The following is a 15,412-nucleotide window of genomic DNA, read 5'->3' as shown; positions in this document are numbered from 1 at the left end:
CAATCCCGGCCTTTGTCACCGATCCTGACGGCGGGCATTCTAGGCGCTATCTCAGGCCGTTACGAGCCCACCCGAAAGCGATTTTGCAACAGTGCATGTTGCACTGCGGGAACGCCCGATTCGCAAGGAAGACGTCGATTGGAAGGGAATGATCTGCAACGGGATGGCGTGGCGCGGGTGCTGCTGTGGGGAGCGGTATTGCTCGCCGTGGCGGCAGGGATGCGCTACGGGCTGCTCGAGAACGGTCTGCTGCCGCGCGACTGTCTGGCGCCCGGCAGCCCGGTTGCGCCGTGCGCATTCAAGACCGCGCTGGTGCAGTCCTTCCTGCACCAGCGCCTCGGCTGGGTCAGTCTGGTGCTGGGCGGGCTCGCCTTTGCGACGGCCGGTCGCAGGCTGGCGTGGGCGGGCTGGCTCAGCGGCCTGTCGGGGCTCATCCTCTACAGCTACGAACCCGCTGCGGTCGGGGCCATGCTAGCGCTGCTCGTGCTGGCGCGGCCGCGCGGCGAGCAGCGGCACTGACAGCGCCAGGCCGGCGGCCAGCCAGCCGATGGCCTGGGGGTTGGACGGCTCGGGCAGCCAGCGTCCGATCACCGAGATCAGCATCACCCAGGCGAAGATGTTCTCGGCGCGGCCGCCCTTGCCCTGCCACCAGCCGACGACGCCGAAGACCAGGGCCGGCGTGAGGTAGAGCAGGGTGGGGAAATCGCGGTAGCGCGAGTCCGCGAACAGGAGCAGCGCCGCGATCGCCGCGGCGAACATCAGTACGGCGCGCAGCAGGCCGAGCATCTGCGCGGACGATGGCCGCTGGCGCGCGCGCAGCCGTGCCCACGCCTCTTCGCCCGCCGGCAGCGCCTCGCCGTTCCACCGCGCGAGCACCGCCGGCAGCAGGGCGGCGAGCAGTGCGACGCCGCCGAGGACGGTCCATTCGAGGGCGTCGCGGTAGGCGATCCGCGCATGCTCCCAGTGCAGCACGGCGATCAGGCCGGTGGTCGCTCCGGCGGCGGCCAGGGCCGTCGTGCGCAGTGCGGTGGTGCCGCGGCTCGTCGCCGCCAGCAGCAGGCCGAGCAGCGCGCCCACGCCTGCGCCGACGACGGGCGGCAGCACGCCGGCGCGTTCGGACACGGGGCCGGCGAGGGGGAATTTCGGCTTCAGCGTCCGTGCCTCGAGCATGCCCCAATAGCCGCCCACCGTGCCTTCGAGCCGGCGCTTCCACGGCTGGTCGAGTGCCTCGATGAGGTTGTAGTTCCAGCCGCGGGCGTGGGCCTGATGCACGAACTCGCGGATGTATCGCGCCTGGTTGACGCGCGAGGGTTTCGATGCCTCGCGCTGGCGCCCTTCGCTCGGCCAGCCCGTCTCGCCGATCAGGATGGCCTTGCCGGCGAAATGCGTGCCGACCCTGGCGTGGATCCGGGCCACGTGGGCGAGGGCATGCTCGATGTCCACCGGTTCGTCCTCCCAGAACGGCAGGATGTGGACGGTGACGAAATCCACTTCGCTGGCAAGACTGTCATGCTTGGTCCAGAACTCCCACACGTCGGCATAGGTGACGGGCACCGTGGTCCTGGACTTGGCCTCGCGGATCAGCGCCCGCATCTCGTCCTCGCTGCGCTCGCGCCGCAGCAGCACTTCGTTGCCGACGATGAGCGCGCGGACGATGTCGGGATTGGCGTTCGCCAGGGCGATGGCACGTTCGAGTTCGATGGCGTTCTTCTTGCGGTCGAAGCCGATCCAGGCGCCCAGCAGAACCTTGAGCCCCGCCTCGCGCGCGACGTCCACGACCTGGTCGAGCCCCTGGTCGATCGAATACAGCCGCACGCATTCGGTGATCTTCGACAGCGCCGCCAGGTCGGCGGAGATCTGTTCGCGCGATACGTGCGCCTTCTTGTCGAAGGGCGTCTGGCCGGGGAGGTGGTAAGGCGCGTAGGACACGCACTTCAGCTTCTCGCCCTCGGCAAGATGCAGGTCGTACATCGCCACCGGACGGATCTGGGCCCAGACCAGGGCGAGCAGGCCGGCGAGGGCGGCGAGGTGGGCGACGAGCAGCGCGAGCCACAGCGGGCGGTGGGCGGTTCGGGAGGCAGGCATGTCCTGGCGTGATGCGATCGGGATCGGTCGGTTGCGGGCGTCGGGTCCGGCGGGCGGCATCGCACAAAAAAGCCACGCCCGGAGCGGGCGTGGCTTCGCGACGAAGCGCGCGGATTCTACCGCAGCCGCGTGCCGGCCTCAGGCATGGTCGCTCATCGGCACGCAGGCGCAGAAGAGGTTGCGGTCTCCGTACACGTCGTCGATGCGATTGACGCTGGGCCAGAACTTGTTCTCGGCCACCCAGGGCAGCGGGAACACCGCCTGTTCCCGGGAATAGGGCCGGTTCCAGTCGCCGGCGATGTCGGCCTGGGTGTGGGGCGCGTTCCTCAGCGGGTTGTCTTCCGCCGGCCAGGTGCCGGCCTCGATCCGGCGGATCTCGTCGCGGATGGCGATCATCGCCGCGATGAAGCGCTCGAGTTCGGCCGGGTCCTCGGATTCGGTCGGCTCGACCATGATGGTGCCCGCCACCGGGAAGGACATCGTCGGCGCATGGAAGCCGTAGTCCATCAGGCGCTTGGCGATGTCGACCTCGCTGATGCCGGTGGCCGCCTTGATCGGCCGGACGTCGAGGATGCATTCGTGCGCGACGCGGCCCCGGCTGCCGGTGTAGAGGACCGGGTAGTGCGGGCCGAGCCGTGCGGCGAGGTAGTTGGCATTGAGGATCGCGACCTCGGTCGCCCGCCTGAGCCCTTCGCCGCCCATCATCGTGATGTACATCCACGAGATCGGCAGGATGCTCGCCGAGCCGAACGGCGCGGCGGAGACCGCGCCCTGGCCCTTGTTCGGCCTGTCTTGCCCGCCGGTCGGCACCACCACGTGGTCCGCCATGAACGGGGCGAGGTGCGCCGCCAGGCCGATCGGCCCCATGCCCGGGCCGCCGCCGCCGTGCGGAATGCAGAAGGTCTTGTGCAGGTTCATGTGCGACACGTCGGCGCCGATGGCCGCGGGCGACGTCAGGCCGACCTGCGCATTGAGGTTGGCGCCGTCCATATAGACCTGGCCGCCGTACCGATGCACGACTTCGCAGATCTCGCGCACCGCTTCCTCGAACACGCCGTGGGTGGAGGGGTAGGTGATCATCAGCGCGGCCAGCCTGTCGGCGTGCAGGGCGGCCTTGGCCCGCAGGTCGGCGACATCGACGTTGCCGCCGTCGTCGCACTCGACCACGACCACCTGCATGCCGCACATCTGCGCGGTGGCGGGGTTGGTGCCGTGCGCCGATTTCGGGATCAGGCACACGTTGCGGTGTGCCTCGCCCCGGCTGGCGTGGTAGCGCGAGATCGCGACCAGGCCGGTGTATTCGCCCTGGGCGCCGGAGTTGGGCTGCATGCAGATCGCCGGGAAGCCGGTGACCGCGCGCAGGTAGGCGGCAAGGCCCTCGATCATCTCGAGATAGCCGGCGGCCTGTTCGCGGGGGGCGAATGGGTGCAGGTCGGCGAACTCCGGCCAGGTGACCGGGATCATCTCGCTGGTGGCGTTGAGCTTCATCGTGCATGAGCCGAGCGAGATCATCGAATGGTCGAGCGCGAGGTCGCGGTTCTGCAGCTTCTTCAGATAGCGCAGCATCTCGTGCTCGGTGTGGTGCGAATTGAACACCGGGTGGGCGAGGATCGCGTCGGTGCGCAGCAGCGCCGGCGGGATGGCGCCGCCGGCGGCCACGACGCGCGCGTCCAGCGCCGCGAGGTCGGCCTCAATGCCGAAGCAGCGCAGTACCGCGGCGACGTCCGCGGCGGTGGTGGCCTCGTCCACCGACAGGCCGATGCGGCCGGCGGACACGGGTCGCAGGTTGTAGCCGGCTGCGTCCGCGGCGGCACGGATGTCGGCCGAGCGCGCGCCCGCTTCCACTTCGACGGTGTCGAAGAACGGGGCCTCCGCCAGTTCGAAGCCGCCGCTGCGCAGGCCCTCGGCCAGCATCGCGGCGAGCCGGTGCACGCGGGCGGCGATCGTCCGCAGACCGTCCGGGCCGTGATAGACGGCATAGAAGCCGGCCATGTTCGCCAGCAGCACCTGCGAGGTGCAGATGTTCGAGTTGGCCTTCTCGCGCCGGATGTGCTGCTCGCGTGTCTGCAGCGTCATGCGCAGCGCCGTCTTGCCGCGGGTATCCCTGGACACGCCGATGATGCGCCCCGGCATTGAGCGGACATAGGCTTCGCGGGTTGCGAAGAAGGCCGCGTGCGGGCCGCCGAAGCCCATCGGCACGCCGAAGCGCTGGGCCGAGCCGAGCGCGATGTCCGCCCCCATCGCGCCGGGACTCTTCAGCAGCACGAGGGCGAGCAGGTCGGTCGCCACCGCGGTGACCGCGCCGCCGGCCTTGAGTGCGGCAATGGTCGCCGTCAGATCGGCGATCCCGCCGTGCAGGTCCGGATACTGCAGCAGCGCGCCGAAGACGTCGCGGCTCGCGGCATCCTCGGCCCTGCCGAAGACGAGCTCGAAGCCGAAGTAATGCGCGCGCGTCCTGACGACGTCGATCGTCTGCGGATAGCAGGACTGGTCGACGAAGAACGCGTTCGACCGGGATTTCGACACCCTGCGCGCCATCGTCATCGCTTCGGCCGCGGCGGTCGCCTCGTCGAGCAGCGATGCGTTGGCGAGTTCCAGGCCGGTGAGGTCGATGACCGCCTGCTGGTAGTTGAGCAGGGCCTCGAGGCGTCCCTGGGCGATTTCCGCCTGATAGGGCGTGTAGGCGGTGTACCAGCCCGGGTTCTCCATCACGTTGCGGAGAATGACGGCCGGTGTGAGCGTGCCGAAGTAGCCCATGCCGATCATCGACTTCCGCATCACGTTCTTCGCGGCAATCGCTTCGAGCGCCGCGAGCGCCTCATGCTCCGGCTGCGCCGCCGCGAGGGGCAAGGCTCCCTGCAGGCGGATCGAGGCGGGCACCGTCTGATCGATCAGGGCGTCGATGTCGGGCACGCCGAGCGCGGCGCACATGCGGGCGATCTCGCCGGCATTCGGTCCGAGGTGGCGATGAATGAAGGCGTCCCGCTGTTCGAGCTGGACGAGCGGCGCGGAGAGAAGGCTTGAAGTCATGATCCTTGCTGCATGGATTGAGGCGTGCACGACCGCCCGGAAGGGATCGATCGTGCGTCGCGAATGGTGCGCACCGGCCGGCCCCCTGGTGTGGCGGGAGCAACGGCGGGTGCGCGACGGCGCCGTATCGTCAGGCGATCTCCGCGGCATAGGCCGCAGCGTCGAGCAGCGACGCGAGGTCGGCGGCATCGTCGGGCTTGAGCTTGAACAGCCAGGCCGCGTAGGCGTCGGCATTGACGCTCTCGGGCGCATCGGCCGCCTCCTGGTTGGAAGCGACGACCTCGCCGGCCACCGGTGCGTAGATGTCAGAAGCGGCCTTGACCGACTCGATCACGGCACAAGCCTCGCCGGCCCCGAGCTTGCGGCCCGCCTCCGGCAACTCGAGGAACACCACGTCGCCCAGTGCTTCCTGCGCATGGTCGGTGATGCCCACGGTCAGCGTGCCGTCGTCCTCGACGCGGACCCATTCGTGGGACTTGGCATATTTCAGATCTGCGGGAATGTTGCTCATGGAGTTCTCCAGTCAAGAAATGTGAAGCAGGCGCCGGTCAGCGCAGCACCGGGCGATCGGTCGGGAGATGGGGCACCGGGCCCCGGAGCGGCATGCTCGGGCGGCCGGGCAGGACGGCGCATCGGTGCTGACGGAGCGACGGGCGGACCGGCGCCGTCGAATCGAAAACCGTGGTATCGGGAGGCGGAGTCGGGGTGGGAGGTTCATGGGAGGTCCAGTTGGCCACTAGATATGACGGGGACGAACCGTCATCGGGTTCGATGTCCCCGTCTGTCCCTTGTACCTGAGAGATTACGTTCGCGCGCGAACTCGCGGAACGGCTGCCCCTTCGGTGGATACCAGGGCACCGGGTGCCCGTATCGCTCTCCAGACTTGTACTACGCGCGCGGTCCCTTGTGCCTGAGCGATTCCGGGGGTTACGCCTTCGGCGACTCGCATGGAGTTCTCTCCCGCGCGACGCGCGGACAATAGCATTGCAGTCGCGCCCGCGGCAACCGGCAATCCGGCGCCACCGTTCGTGCCGGCTTCTTCTTGACGTGCTTTATCGGATGCTTATACTGCGCGGCTCTCTTTCGTCGGCGCGGTTCCCTGCGTGAGCGTTGGCGCGTTGAGGCGGGCGGGGGAAGCGGGAAGCGCGGCGTGGTGGTTTCGGTTTTCTCGGAAACGTCCGTCGCGCTGGGGGTTGACGGGTTGTGTGGAGTTAGCCATAATTTCGTTTCTCTGCTGCAGCGATGCAGCGGTTCTTTAAAAAGTCGAACAACCGATAAGTGTGGGTGCCAGGTCGTTGTGGCGGGCAGCGAGAGCTGCCTGGTTTCGCAATGATTGGGTACTCGCATTACAGTCAGTAATGATTTTGAGTACCTTGTAGGATTGAACTTAAGAGTTTGATCCTGGCTCAGATTGAACGCTGGCGGCATGCTTTACACATGCAAGTCGAACGGCAGCGGGGGCTTCGGCCCGCCGGCGAGTGGCGAACGGGTGAGTAATGCATCGGAACGTGCCCATTCGTGGGGATAACGTATCGAAAGGTACGCTAATACCGCATACGCCCTGAGGGGGAAAGCGGGGGATCTTCGGACCTCGCGCGATTGGAGCGGCCGATGTCGGATTAGCTTGTTGGTGAGGTAAAGGCTCACCAAGGCGACGATCCGTAGCGGGTCTGAGAGGATGATCCGCCACACTGGGACTGAGACACGGCCCAGACTCCTACGGGAGGCAGCAGTGGGGAATTTTGGACAATGGGGGCAACCCTGATCCAGCCATGCCGCGTGAGTGAAGAAGGCCTTCGGGTTGTAAAGCTCTTTCGGCCGGGAAGAAATCGGACGCTCTAACATAGCGTTCGGATGACGGTACCGGACTAAGAAGCACCGGCTAACTACGTGCCAGCAGCCGCGGTAATACGTAGGGTGCGAGCGTTAATCGGAATTACTGGGCGTAAAGCGTGCGCAGGCGGTTTGGTAAGACAGGTGTGAAATCCCCGGGCTTAACCTGGGAACTGCGCTTGTGACTGCCAAGCTGGAGTACGGCAGAGGGGGGTGGAATTCCACGTGTAGCAGTGAAATGCGTAGAGATGTGGAGGAACACCGATGGCGAAGGCAGCCCCCTGGGCCTGTACTGACGCTCATGCACGAAAGCGTGGGGAGCAAACAGGATTAGATACCCTGGTAGTCCACGCCCTAAACGATGTCGACTAGTTGTTCGGTGCAGCAATGCGCTGAGTAACGCAGCTAACGCGTGAAGTCGACCGCCTGGGGAGTACGGCCGCAAGGTTAAAACTCAAAGGAATTGACGGGGACCCGCACAAGCGGTGGATGATGTGGATTAATTCGATGCAACGCGAAAAACCTTACCTACCCTTGACATGCCAGGAACCTTGGTGAGAGCCGAGGGTGCCTTCGGGAGCCTGGACACAGGTGCTGCATGGCTGTCGTCAGCTCGTGTCGTGAGATGTTGGGTTAAGTCCCGCAACGAGCGCAACCCTTGTCACTAGTTGCCATCATTTGGTTGGGCACTCTAGTGAGACTGCCGGTGACAAACCGGAGGAAGGTGGGGATGACGTCAAGTCCTCATGGCCCTTATGGGTAGGGCTTCACACGTCATACAATGGTCGGTACAGAGGGTTGCCAAGCCGCGAGGTGGAGCCAATCCCTTAAAGCCGATCGTAGTCCGGATCGTAGTCTGCAACTCGACTGCGTGAAGTCGGAATCGCTAGTAATCGCAGATCAGCATGCTGCGGTGAATACGTTCCCGGGTCTTGTACACACCGCCCGTCACACCATGGGAGTGGGTTTCACCAGAAGTAGGTAGCTTAACCTTCGGGAGGGCGCTTACCACGGTGAGATTCATGACTGGGGTGAAGTCGTAACAAGGTAGCCGTATCGGAAGGTGCGGCTGGATCACCTCCTTTCAAGAGAAGACGCCACGACCGGCCGTGGCATCCACAGCTTATCGGTTGTTCAGACCAAGAGCCTCGAAGGCGTTTGAGGGTCTGTAGCTCAGTCGGTTAGAGCACCGTCTTGATAAGGCGGGGGTCGTTGGTTCGAATCCAACCAGACCCACCAAACTCAAGCGGTCTGTCGGGAGGGGCTGTAGCTCAGCTGGGAGAGCGGCGGCTTTGCAAGCCGTAGGTCGTCGGTTCGATCCCGACCAGCTCCACCAGCGCTTCGAGAAGCCAGACCTGGCGATGGGTGCCGTCGTCATGTCTGGCTTCTTGGACGATAGCGATATCGGCCGGAAGGTTCGTTCTTTAACAAAGTGGAAGAAGTGCAGTGCGCATCGAGCCGGTGCGCGCTGCAAGTTGTGTGATTGCATCGGTTCGGGCTGCGTGGTCAGCACAGCCCGGACCGCACAAGCGAGTTCGCCTATGGCCGGCTCTTCGAGCGCGTGAGCGCGAGGAGGAGCCAAGGTTATAGGATCAAGCGACGAAGTGCATGTGGTGGATGCCTTGGCGATCACAGGCGATGAAGGACGTGTAAGCCTGCGAAAAGCTTCGGGGAGCTGGCAATAGAGCTTTGATCCGGAGATGTCCGAATGGGGAAACCCACCCCGCAAGGGGTATCCCAGACCGAATCCATAGGTCTGAGGAGGCGAACGCGGCGAACTGAAACATCTAAGTAGCCGCAGGAACAGAAATCAACCGAGATTCCGTAAGTAGTGGCGAGCGAACACGGAAGAGCCTGCACGACAAAACCATCAGCTTAGCAAAACGGTCTGGAAAGTCCGACGATACAGGGTGAGAGTCCCGTATGCGAAAAGCCGGTGGCGGGTCTGAGCGTGCGACAAGTAGGGCGGGACACGTGTAATCCTGTCTGAAGATGGGGGACCATCCTCCAAGGCTAAATACTCGTGATCGACCGATAGTGAACCAGTACCGTGAGGGAAAGGCGAAAAGAACCCCGGGAGGGGAGTGAAATAGATCCTGAAACCGCATGCATACAAACAGTGGGAGCCTCGAAAGGGGTGACTGCGTACCTTTTGTATAATGGGTCAGCGACTTACGTTCTGTAGCGAGCTTAACCGAGTAGGGGAGGCGTAGCGAAAGCGAGTCTGATAAGGGCGTCGTAGTTGCAGGGCGTAGACCCGAAACCGGATGATCTATCCATGGCCAGGATGAAGGTGCCGTAACAGGTACTGGAGGTCCGAACCCACTAACGTTGAAAAGTTAGGGGATGAGCTGTGGATAGGGGTGAAAGGCTAAACAAATCCGGAAATAGCTGGTTCTCCCCGAAAACTATTTAGGTAGTGCGTCGTACGGACACTTGCGGGGGTAGAGCACTGTAATCGTTGGGGGGGTCATTGCGATCTACCCCGCGATAGCAAACTCCGAATACCGCAAAGTGATATACGGCAGACAGACATCGGGTGCTAACGTCCGGTGTCAAGAGGGAAACAACCCAGACCGCCAGCTAAGGTCCCAAATGCATGGCTAAGTGGCAAACGAGGTGGGAAGGCCCAGACAGCTAGGAGGTTGGCTTAGAAGCAGCCACCCTTTAAAGAAAGCGTAATAGCTCACTAGTCGAGTCGTCCTGCGCGGAAGATGTAACGGGGCTCAAGCCATGAACCGAAGCTGCGGATGTGTCTTTGACACGTGGTAGGGGAGCGTTCCGTAAGCCTGCGAAGGTGTCTCGTAAGGGATGCTGGAGGTATCGGAAGTGCGAATGCTGACATGAGTAGCGATAAAGGGTGTGAAAAGCACCCTCGCCGTAAGCCCAAGGTTTCCTGCGCAACGTTCATCGGCGCAGGGTGAGTCGGCCCCTAAGGCGAGGCAGAAATGCGTAGTCGATGGGAAACAGGTCAATATTCCTGTACCGCTCTATGATGCGATGGGGGGACGGAGAAGGTTAGGTTGGCCGGGTGTTGGACGTCCCGGTTTAAGTGTGTAGGCGTGCCGCGTAGGCAAATCCGCGCGGCTGAGCCAAGGCATGATGACGAGGATCCTCGGATCCGAAGCAACGGATACCCCGCTTCCAGGAAAAGCCTCTAAGCTTCAGTCATAGAGTGACCGTACCGCAAACCGACACAGGTGGGCTGGTAGAGCATACCAAGGCGCTTGAGAGAACTCAGGAGAAGGAACTCGGCAAATTGATACCGTAACTTCGGGAGAAGGTATGCCCCGTTAGCTTGTAGGCGAACAGCCGAAGGGCGAAGGGGCCGCAGAGAATCGGTGGCTGCGACTGTTTATTAAAAACACAGCACTCTGCAAACACGAAAGTGGACGTATAGGGTGTGACGCCTGCCCGGTGCCGGAAGGTTAAGTGATGGGGTGCAAGCTCTTGATCGAAGCCCCGGTAAACGGCGGCCGTAACTATAACGGTCCTAAGGTAGCGAAATTCCTTGTCGGGTAAGTTCCGACCTGCACGAATGGCGTAACGATGGCCACACTGTCTCCTCCTGAGACTCAGCGAAGTTGAAATGTTTGTGAAGATGCAATCTCCCCGCGGCTAGACGGAAAGACCCCATGAACCTTTACTGTAGCTTTGCATTGGACTTTGACGGGACTTGTGTAGGATAGGTGGGAGGCTAGGAAGCCGGAACGCTAGTTCCGGTGGAGCCATCCTTGAAATACCACCCTGGTGTCGTCGAGGTTCTAACCCAGACCCGTGAATCCGGGTCGGGGACCGTGCATGGTGGGCAGTTTGACTGGGGCGGTCTCCTCCCAAAAGGTAACGGAGGAGTACGAAGGTCACCTAGGTACGGTCGGACATCGTACTGATAGTGCAATGGCAAAAGGTGGCTTGACTGCGAGACCCACACGTCGAGCAGGTGCGAAAGCAGGTCATAGTGATCCGGTGGTTCTGTATGGAAGGGCCATCGCTCAACGGATAAAAGGTACTCTGGGGATAACAGGCTGATTCCGCCCAAGAGTTCACATCGACGGCGGAGTTTGGCACCTCGATGTCGGCTCATCACATCCTGGGGCTGTAGCCGGTCCCAAGGGTATGGCTGTTCGCCATTTAAAGTGGTACGTGAGCTGGGTTTAAAACGTCGTGAGACAGTTTGGTCCCTATCTGCCGTGGGCGCTGGAAGTTTGAGAGGGCCTGCTCCTAGTACGAGAGGACCGGAGTGGACGCACCCCTGGTGTACCGGTTGTGACGCCAGTCGCATCGCCGGGTAGCTATGTGCGGAAGAGATAACCGCTGAAAGCATCTAAGCGGGAAACTCGCCTCAAGATGAGACTTCCCCGGGGCCCAGAGCCCCCTGAAGGGTCGTGGAAGACCACCACGTTGATAGGTCGGGTGTGGAAGCGTGGCAACACGTTAAGCTAACCGATACTAATTGCCCGTGCGGCTTGATCCTATAACCTTGGACAACCGCGATACTCGCACACGTGTCACACCCACACGTGTCACACCAATCACACAACGCTTCTTCGACACTTTGGCTTCGCGCCACACCGCGCAAAGCAACAGTCACAGTCTGACGACCATAGCGTCTTGGAACCACCCCTGCCCATCCCGAACAGGACCGTGAAACAAGACCGCGCCGATGATAGTGAGGTCCGCCCTCGTGAAAGTAGGTCATCGTCAGACTACCCTACACCAACGACAACGCCCGATACCTCTACGCAGAGGATCGGGCGTTGGCGTGTCTACGCCACGCAAGCGCCCCCCACTCGCGTAGCAGCGAAAGACTGACTGACCGGAACGCCCGGCGCAGCACGCCAGGCACCAGCGGCCAGGCGCGCCCGCGCACCGGCTTCTTCAGTCCCGCGACGGCACCAGAATCTCCGCCTCCCCCTCCAGCACCACCGACTCGCCGAAAAAAAAGCCCGCATGACGCGGGCTTTGTCGTGTCGCCGCGGCGCCTACTTCTTTTTCATCGGCGGCAGGTCGGTGCAGCTTCCGTGCGCGACTTCGGCGGCCATGCCGACCGTTTCGCCCAGCGTCGGGTGCGGGTGGATGGTCTTGCCGATGTCGACCGCGTCGGCGCCCATCTCGATCGCCAGGCAGACCTCGCCGATCATGTCGCCGGCGGAGGGGCCGACGATGGTGCCGCCGATCACGCGGTGCGTCTCGGCGTCGAAGATCAGCTTGGTGAAGCCGTAATCGGCGCCGTTGGCGATGGCACGGCCGCTGGCGGCCCAGGGGAACTTGGCGGTGTCGACCTTCTTGCCTTCGGCCTTGGCCTGCGCTTCGGTGTAGCCGACCCAGGCCACCTCGGGGTGGGTATAGGCCACGCCGGGGATCACGGTGGCGTCGAAGGCGGCCTTGTGGCCGGCGGCGACTTCGGCGGCGACGTGGGCTTCATGCACTGCCTTGTGGGCGAGCATGGGTTGGCCGACGATGTCGCCGATGGCGAAGATGTGGGGCACGTTTGTACGCATCTGCGCGTCGACCGGGATGAAACCGCGCTCGCCGACGACGACGCCCGCCTTGTCGGCGCCGATCTTGTTGCCGTTGGGTGAGCGGCCCGCCGACTGCAGGATCATGTCGTAGCGCACCGGTTCGGCCGGCGCGCCTTCGCCCTCGAAGGTGACGTAAAGGCCGTCTTCCCTGGCCTCGACGGCAACGGTCTTGGTCTTGAGCATGATCTTGTCGAAGCGGTGGGCGTTCTGCTTTTCCCACACCTTCACGGCATCGCGGTCCGGGCCCTGCATCAGGCCGTCGAGCATTTCGACGACGTCGAGGCGCGCGCCCAGCGTCGAATACACCGTCGCCATTTCCAGGCCGATGATGCCGCCACCGATCACCAGCATCTTGCCCGGCACCTGGCGCAGTTCGAGCGCACCCGTCGAGTCGACGATGCGCGGGTCGCGCGGGATGAAGGGCAGGTGCACCGCGGCCGAGCCGGCGGCGATGATGCACTGCTTGAACTTCACCACCTTCTTGGCGCCGGTCTTGTCCTGACCGCTGCCGGAGGTTTCCTCGACCTCGATGTGATGCGGGTCGAGGAAGCTGCCGTAGCCGCGGATGATGTCGACCTTGCGCGCCTTGGCCATGCCGGCGAGGCCGCCGGTGAGCTTGCCGATCACGCCGTCCTTGTGCTTGCGCAGCGCATCGATGTCGACCGAAGGCTTGGCGAAGCCGATGCCGGCTGTGCCGACGTGCTCGGCTTCCTCGATCACCGCGGCGACGTGCAGCAGCGCCTTGGACGGGATGCAGCCGACGTTCAGGCATACGCCGCCGAGGGTGGCATAGCGTTCGACGATCGCGGTCTTGAGGCCGAGGTCGGCGGCACGGAAGGCAGCGGAGTAGCCGCCGGGGCCGGCGCCGAGCACGACCATGTCGTATTCGGCATCGGCTCCGCCGCCGTGTGCGGCGGCGACCGGGGCGGCAGCGGGTGCCGCCGCCGCGGGAGCCGTGGCGGCGGGGGCTGCTGGCGCAGTACCGGCGCCGGCCGAGGCGGCCGCCTCGACCCTTAACAGCACTGCGCCTTCGCCGACCTTGTCGCCGACGGCGACCAGCACTTCCTTCACCACGCCGGCGGCGGAAGATGGCACGTCCATCGTCGCCTTGTCGGACTCCAGCGTGCAGATGGCGTCGTCCACGTTGATGCTGTCGCCGGCCTTCACGAACAGCTCGATGATCGGCACCGCGTCGAAATCGCCGATGTCAGGGACCTTGACTTCCACGAGACTCATGGCGATCTCCTTACAGCATCACGCGGCGGAAGTCCGCCAGCAGTTGCGCGAGGTACACGTTGAAGCGGGTGGCGAGCGCGCCGTCGATGACGCGGTGGTCCGCGGTCAGCGACATCGGCAGGATCAGGCGCGGCACGAACTGCTTGCCGTCCCACACCGGCTTCATGGCCGACTTGTTGACGCCGAGGATGGCGACTTCCGGCGCGTTGATGATCGGCGCGAAGTAGGTGCCGCCGATGCCGCCGAGCGAGCTGATCGTGAAGCAGGCGCCGGACATGTCGGCCGGGCCGAGCTTGCCGTCGCGCGCCTTCTTGGCCAACTCGCCGGTTTCGGCGGCGATCTCGAACACGCTCTTCTTGTCGGCGTTCTTCACCACCGGCACGACGAGGCCGTTCGGAGTGTCGGCGGCGAAGCCGATGTTGAAGTACTTCTTGTAGACCAGGCTGTCGCCGTCGAGGCTGGTGTTGAACTCGGGGAACTGCTGCAGCGCACGCACTGATGCCTTGATGATGAAGGCCAGCATGGTGAGCTTCTTGCCCGACTTCTCGTTTTCCTTGTTGACCTGGACGCGGAAGGCTTCGAGATCGGTGATGTCGGCGTCTTCGTGGAAGGTCACCGCCGGGATCATCACCCAGTTGCGGGCGAGGTTCTGGCCGGAGATCTTCTTGATGCGCGACAGCGGCTTGACCTCGATCTCGCCGAACTTCGAGAAGTCGACCTTCGGCCACGGCAGCAGGTCCAGGCCGCCGCCGAGCGAGGCGGCAGCCGCCGCGGCCGGAGTCCTGCCGGGAACGATGCCGGTGGTCATCGCGCCCTTGATGAAGGCGGCGACATCTTCTTTCAGGATGCGGTTCTTCGGGCCGGTGGCCTTGACCTGGGCGAGATCGACGCCCAGTTCGCGCGCGAAGGCCCGCACCGAGGGGCTGGCGTGCACCTTGCCGCCCAGCGTGACCGCGGACGGAGCGACCGGCGACGCGGCGGGCATCGCGGCCGGTGCGCTGGCGGCGGGGCTGCCGTCGGCCAGCGGTGCGGGAGAGGGTGCGGAAGCCGGTGCAGGCGCCGCGACGGCCGGTGCGACCGGCACGGCGGCAACGGTACCGCCCGAGGTTTCCACCTTCAGCAGCACGCTGCCCTGGCCGACCTTGTCGCCGACCTTGACCAGCACTTCCTTGACGACGCCGGCGGAGGAGGAGGGCACGTCCATCGTCGCCTTGTCGGATTCCAGCGTGGCGATCGCGTCGTCGACCTTGATGGTGTCGCCGGCCTTCACGAACAGTTCGATGACCGGCACGTCGGAGAAGTCGCCGATGTCCGGCACCACGACCTCGACCACGCCGCCGGCCGCTGCCGGGGCCGCGCTGGCGGCCGGTGCGGCCGCAGGGGCGGGAGCGGGCGCCGGGGCAGGCGCCGGCGCGGTGGCCGCGGGCGCCGGGGCCGCGACTGCGGCTCCCGCCGCCTCGACCTTGATCAGCACGCTGCCTTCCGACACCTTGTCGCCGACCTTGACCAGGATTTCCTTCACCACGCCGGCGTGCGACGAGGGCACGTCCATGGTGGCCTTGTCGGACTCGAGCGTGGCGATCGCATCATCGACGGCGACGGTGTCGCCGACCTTCACGAACAGCTCGATGACCGGCACGTCGGAGAAATCGCCGATGTCCGGAACCTTCACTTCGATGAGTTGGCTCATGTTGTTGTCTCCTTGC

General features: G+C 64.2%; 6 protein-coding genes, 2 tRNA genes, 3 rRNA genes and 1 riboswitch. Of the genes, 6 read left to right on the top strand and 5 right to left on the bottom strand.

Annotated elements, in window-relative coordinates:
- Positions 1–138 precede the first annotated feature (138 nt).
- Positions 139–519, top strand: a complete 381-nt coding sequence (locus tag CCZ27_RS12065) for a hypothetical protein (RefSeq protein WP_232516360.1) — start codon at positions 139–141, stop codon at positions 517–519.
- Here the strand turns inward: CCZ27_RS12065 and CCZ27_RS12060 are convergent.
- The 3 genes from CCZ27_RS12060 to gcvH all read right to left on the bottom strand — a co-directional run bounded on the left by CCZ27_RS12060 (position 472) and on the right by gcvH (position 5,626).
- Positions 472–2,085, bottom strand: a complete 1,614-nt coding sequence (locus CCZ27_RS12060; RefSeq protein WP_096448480.1) for a glycoside hydrolase family 17 protein — start codon at positions 2,083–2,085, stop codon at positions 472–474. The genes CCZ27_RS12065 and CCZ27_RS12060 overlap by 48 nt on opposite strands.
- Positions 2,086–2,223: 138 nt before the next feature.
- The gene (gene gcvP, locus CCZ27_RS12055; RefSeq protein WP_096448479.1) at positions 2,224–5,115 is read right to left on the bottom strand and encodes an aminomethyl-transferring glycine dehydrogenase; all 2,892 of its coding nucleotides are present in this window, start codon (positions 5,113–5,115) and stop codon (positions 2,224–2,226) included.
- A 130-nt stretch (positions 5,116–5,245) separates the two neighbouring features.
- Entirely contained in the window at positions 5,246–5,626 is a 381-nt protein-coding gene (gcvH, locus tag CCZ27_RS12050) for a glycine cleavage system protein GcvH (protein ID WP_096448477.1), read from the bottom strand.
- A 376-nt stretch (positions 5,627–6,002) separates the two neighbouring features.
- A riboswitch (glycine riboswitch) is annotated at positions 6,003–6,088 on the bottom strand.
- A 410-nt stretch (positions 6,089–6,498) separates the two neighbouring features.
- Between gcvH and CCZ27_RS12045 the strand changes: the two genes are divergently transcribed.
- The 5 genes from CCZ27_RS12045 (at position 6,499) to rrf (ending at position 11,655) form a co-directional block, all read left to right on the top strand.
- Positions 6,499–8,033, top strand: a 16S ribosomal RNA gene (locus CCZ27_RS12045).
- 77 nt (positions 8,034–8,110) lie between these two features.
- A tRNA-Ile gene (locus CCZ27_RS12040) sits at positions 8,111–8,187 on the top strand.
- 21 nt (positions 8,188–8,208) lie between these two features.
- Positions 8,209–8,284 (top strand) — tRNA-Ala (locus CCZ27_RS12035).
- Positions 8,285–8,538: 254 nt separating this feature from the next.
- Positions 8,539–11,422: ribosomal RNA gene (locus CCZ27_RS12030) — 23S ribosomal RNA — on the top strand.
- A 119-nt stretch (positions 11,423–11,541) separates the two neighbouring features.
- Positions 11,542–11,655, top strand: a 5S ribosomal RNA gene (gene rrf / locus CCZ27_RS12025).
- Together the 16S, 23S and 5S rRNA genes with 2 tRNA genes alongside form the textbook arrangement of a ribosomal RNA operon.
- Positions 11,656–11,930: 275 nt before the next feature.
- Here the strand turns inward: rrf and lpdA are convergent.
- Together lpdA and aceF are read right to left on the bottom strand one after the other, a co-directional pair.
- Positions 11,931–13,706, bottom strand: a complete 1,776-nt coding sequence (lpdA, locus tag CCZ27_RS12020; protein WP_096448475.1) for a dihydrolipoyl dehydrogenase — start codon at positions 13,704–13,706, stop codon at positions 11,931–11,933.
- A gap of 10 nt (positions 13,707–13,716) precedes the next feature.
- Positions 13,717–15,396, bottom strand: coding sequence for a dihydrolipoyllysine-residue acetyltransferase (aceF, locus tag CCZ27_RS12015; protein ID WP_096448472.1), 1,680 nt, complete (start codon positions 15,394–15,396; stop codon positions 13,717–13,719).
- Positions 15,397–15,412 lie beyond the last annotated feature (16 nt).

The sequence above is a fragment of the Thauera sp. K11 genome, assembly GCF_002354895.1.
Classification (GTDB): domain Bacteria; phylum Pseudomonadota; class Gammaproteobacteria; order Burkholderiales; family Rhodocyclaceae; genus Thauera; species Thauera sinica.
The sequence above is the reverse complement of the archived record's forward strand: the minus strand, read 5'-3'. Positions and strand labels throughout refer to the sequence as shown.

Coding starts and splice junctions, on each gene's coding strand:
- CCZ27_RS12060 (WP_096448480.1), bottom strand. CDS start 2,085: ATGCCTGCCTCCCGAACCGCCCACCGCCCGCTGTGGCTCGCGCTGCTC.
- gcvP (WP_096448479.1), bottom strand. CDS start 5,115: ATGACTTCAAGCCTTCTCTCCGCGCCGCTCGTCCAGCTCGAACAGCGG.
- gcvH (WP_096448477.1), bottom strand. CDS start 5,626: ATGAGCAACATTCCCGCAGATCTGAAATATGCCAAGTCCCACGAATGG.
- lpdA (WP_096448475.1), bottom strand. CDS start 13,706: ATGAGTCTCGTGGAAGTCAAGGTCCCTGACATCGGCGATTTCGACGCG.
- aceF (WP_096448472.1), bottom strand. CDS start 15,396: ATGAGCCAACTCATCGAAGTGAAGGTTCCGGACATCGGCGATTTCTCC.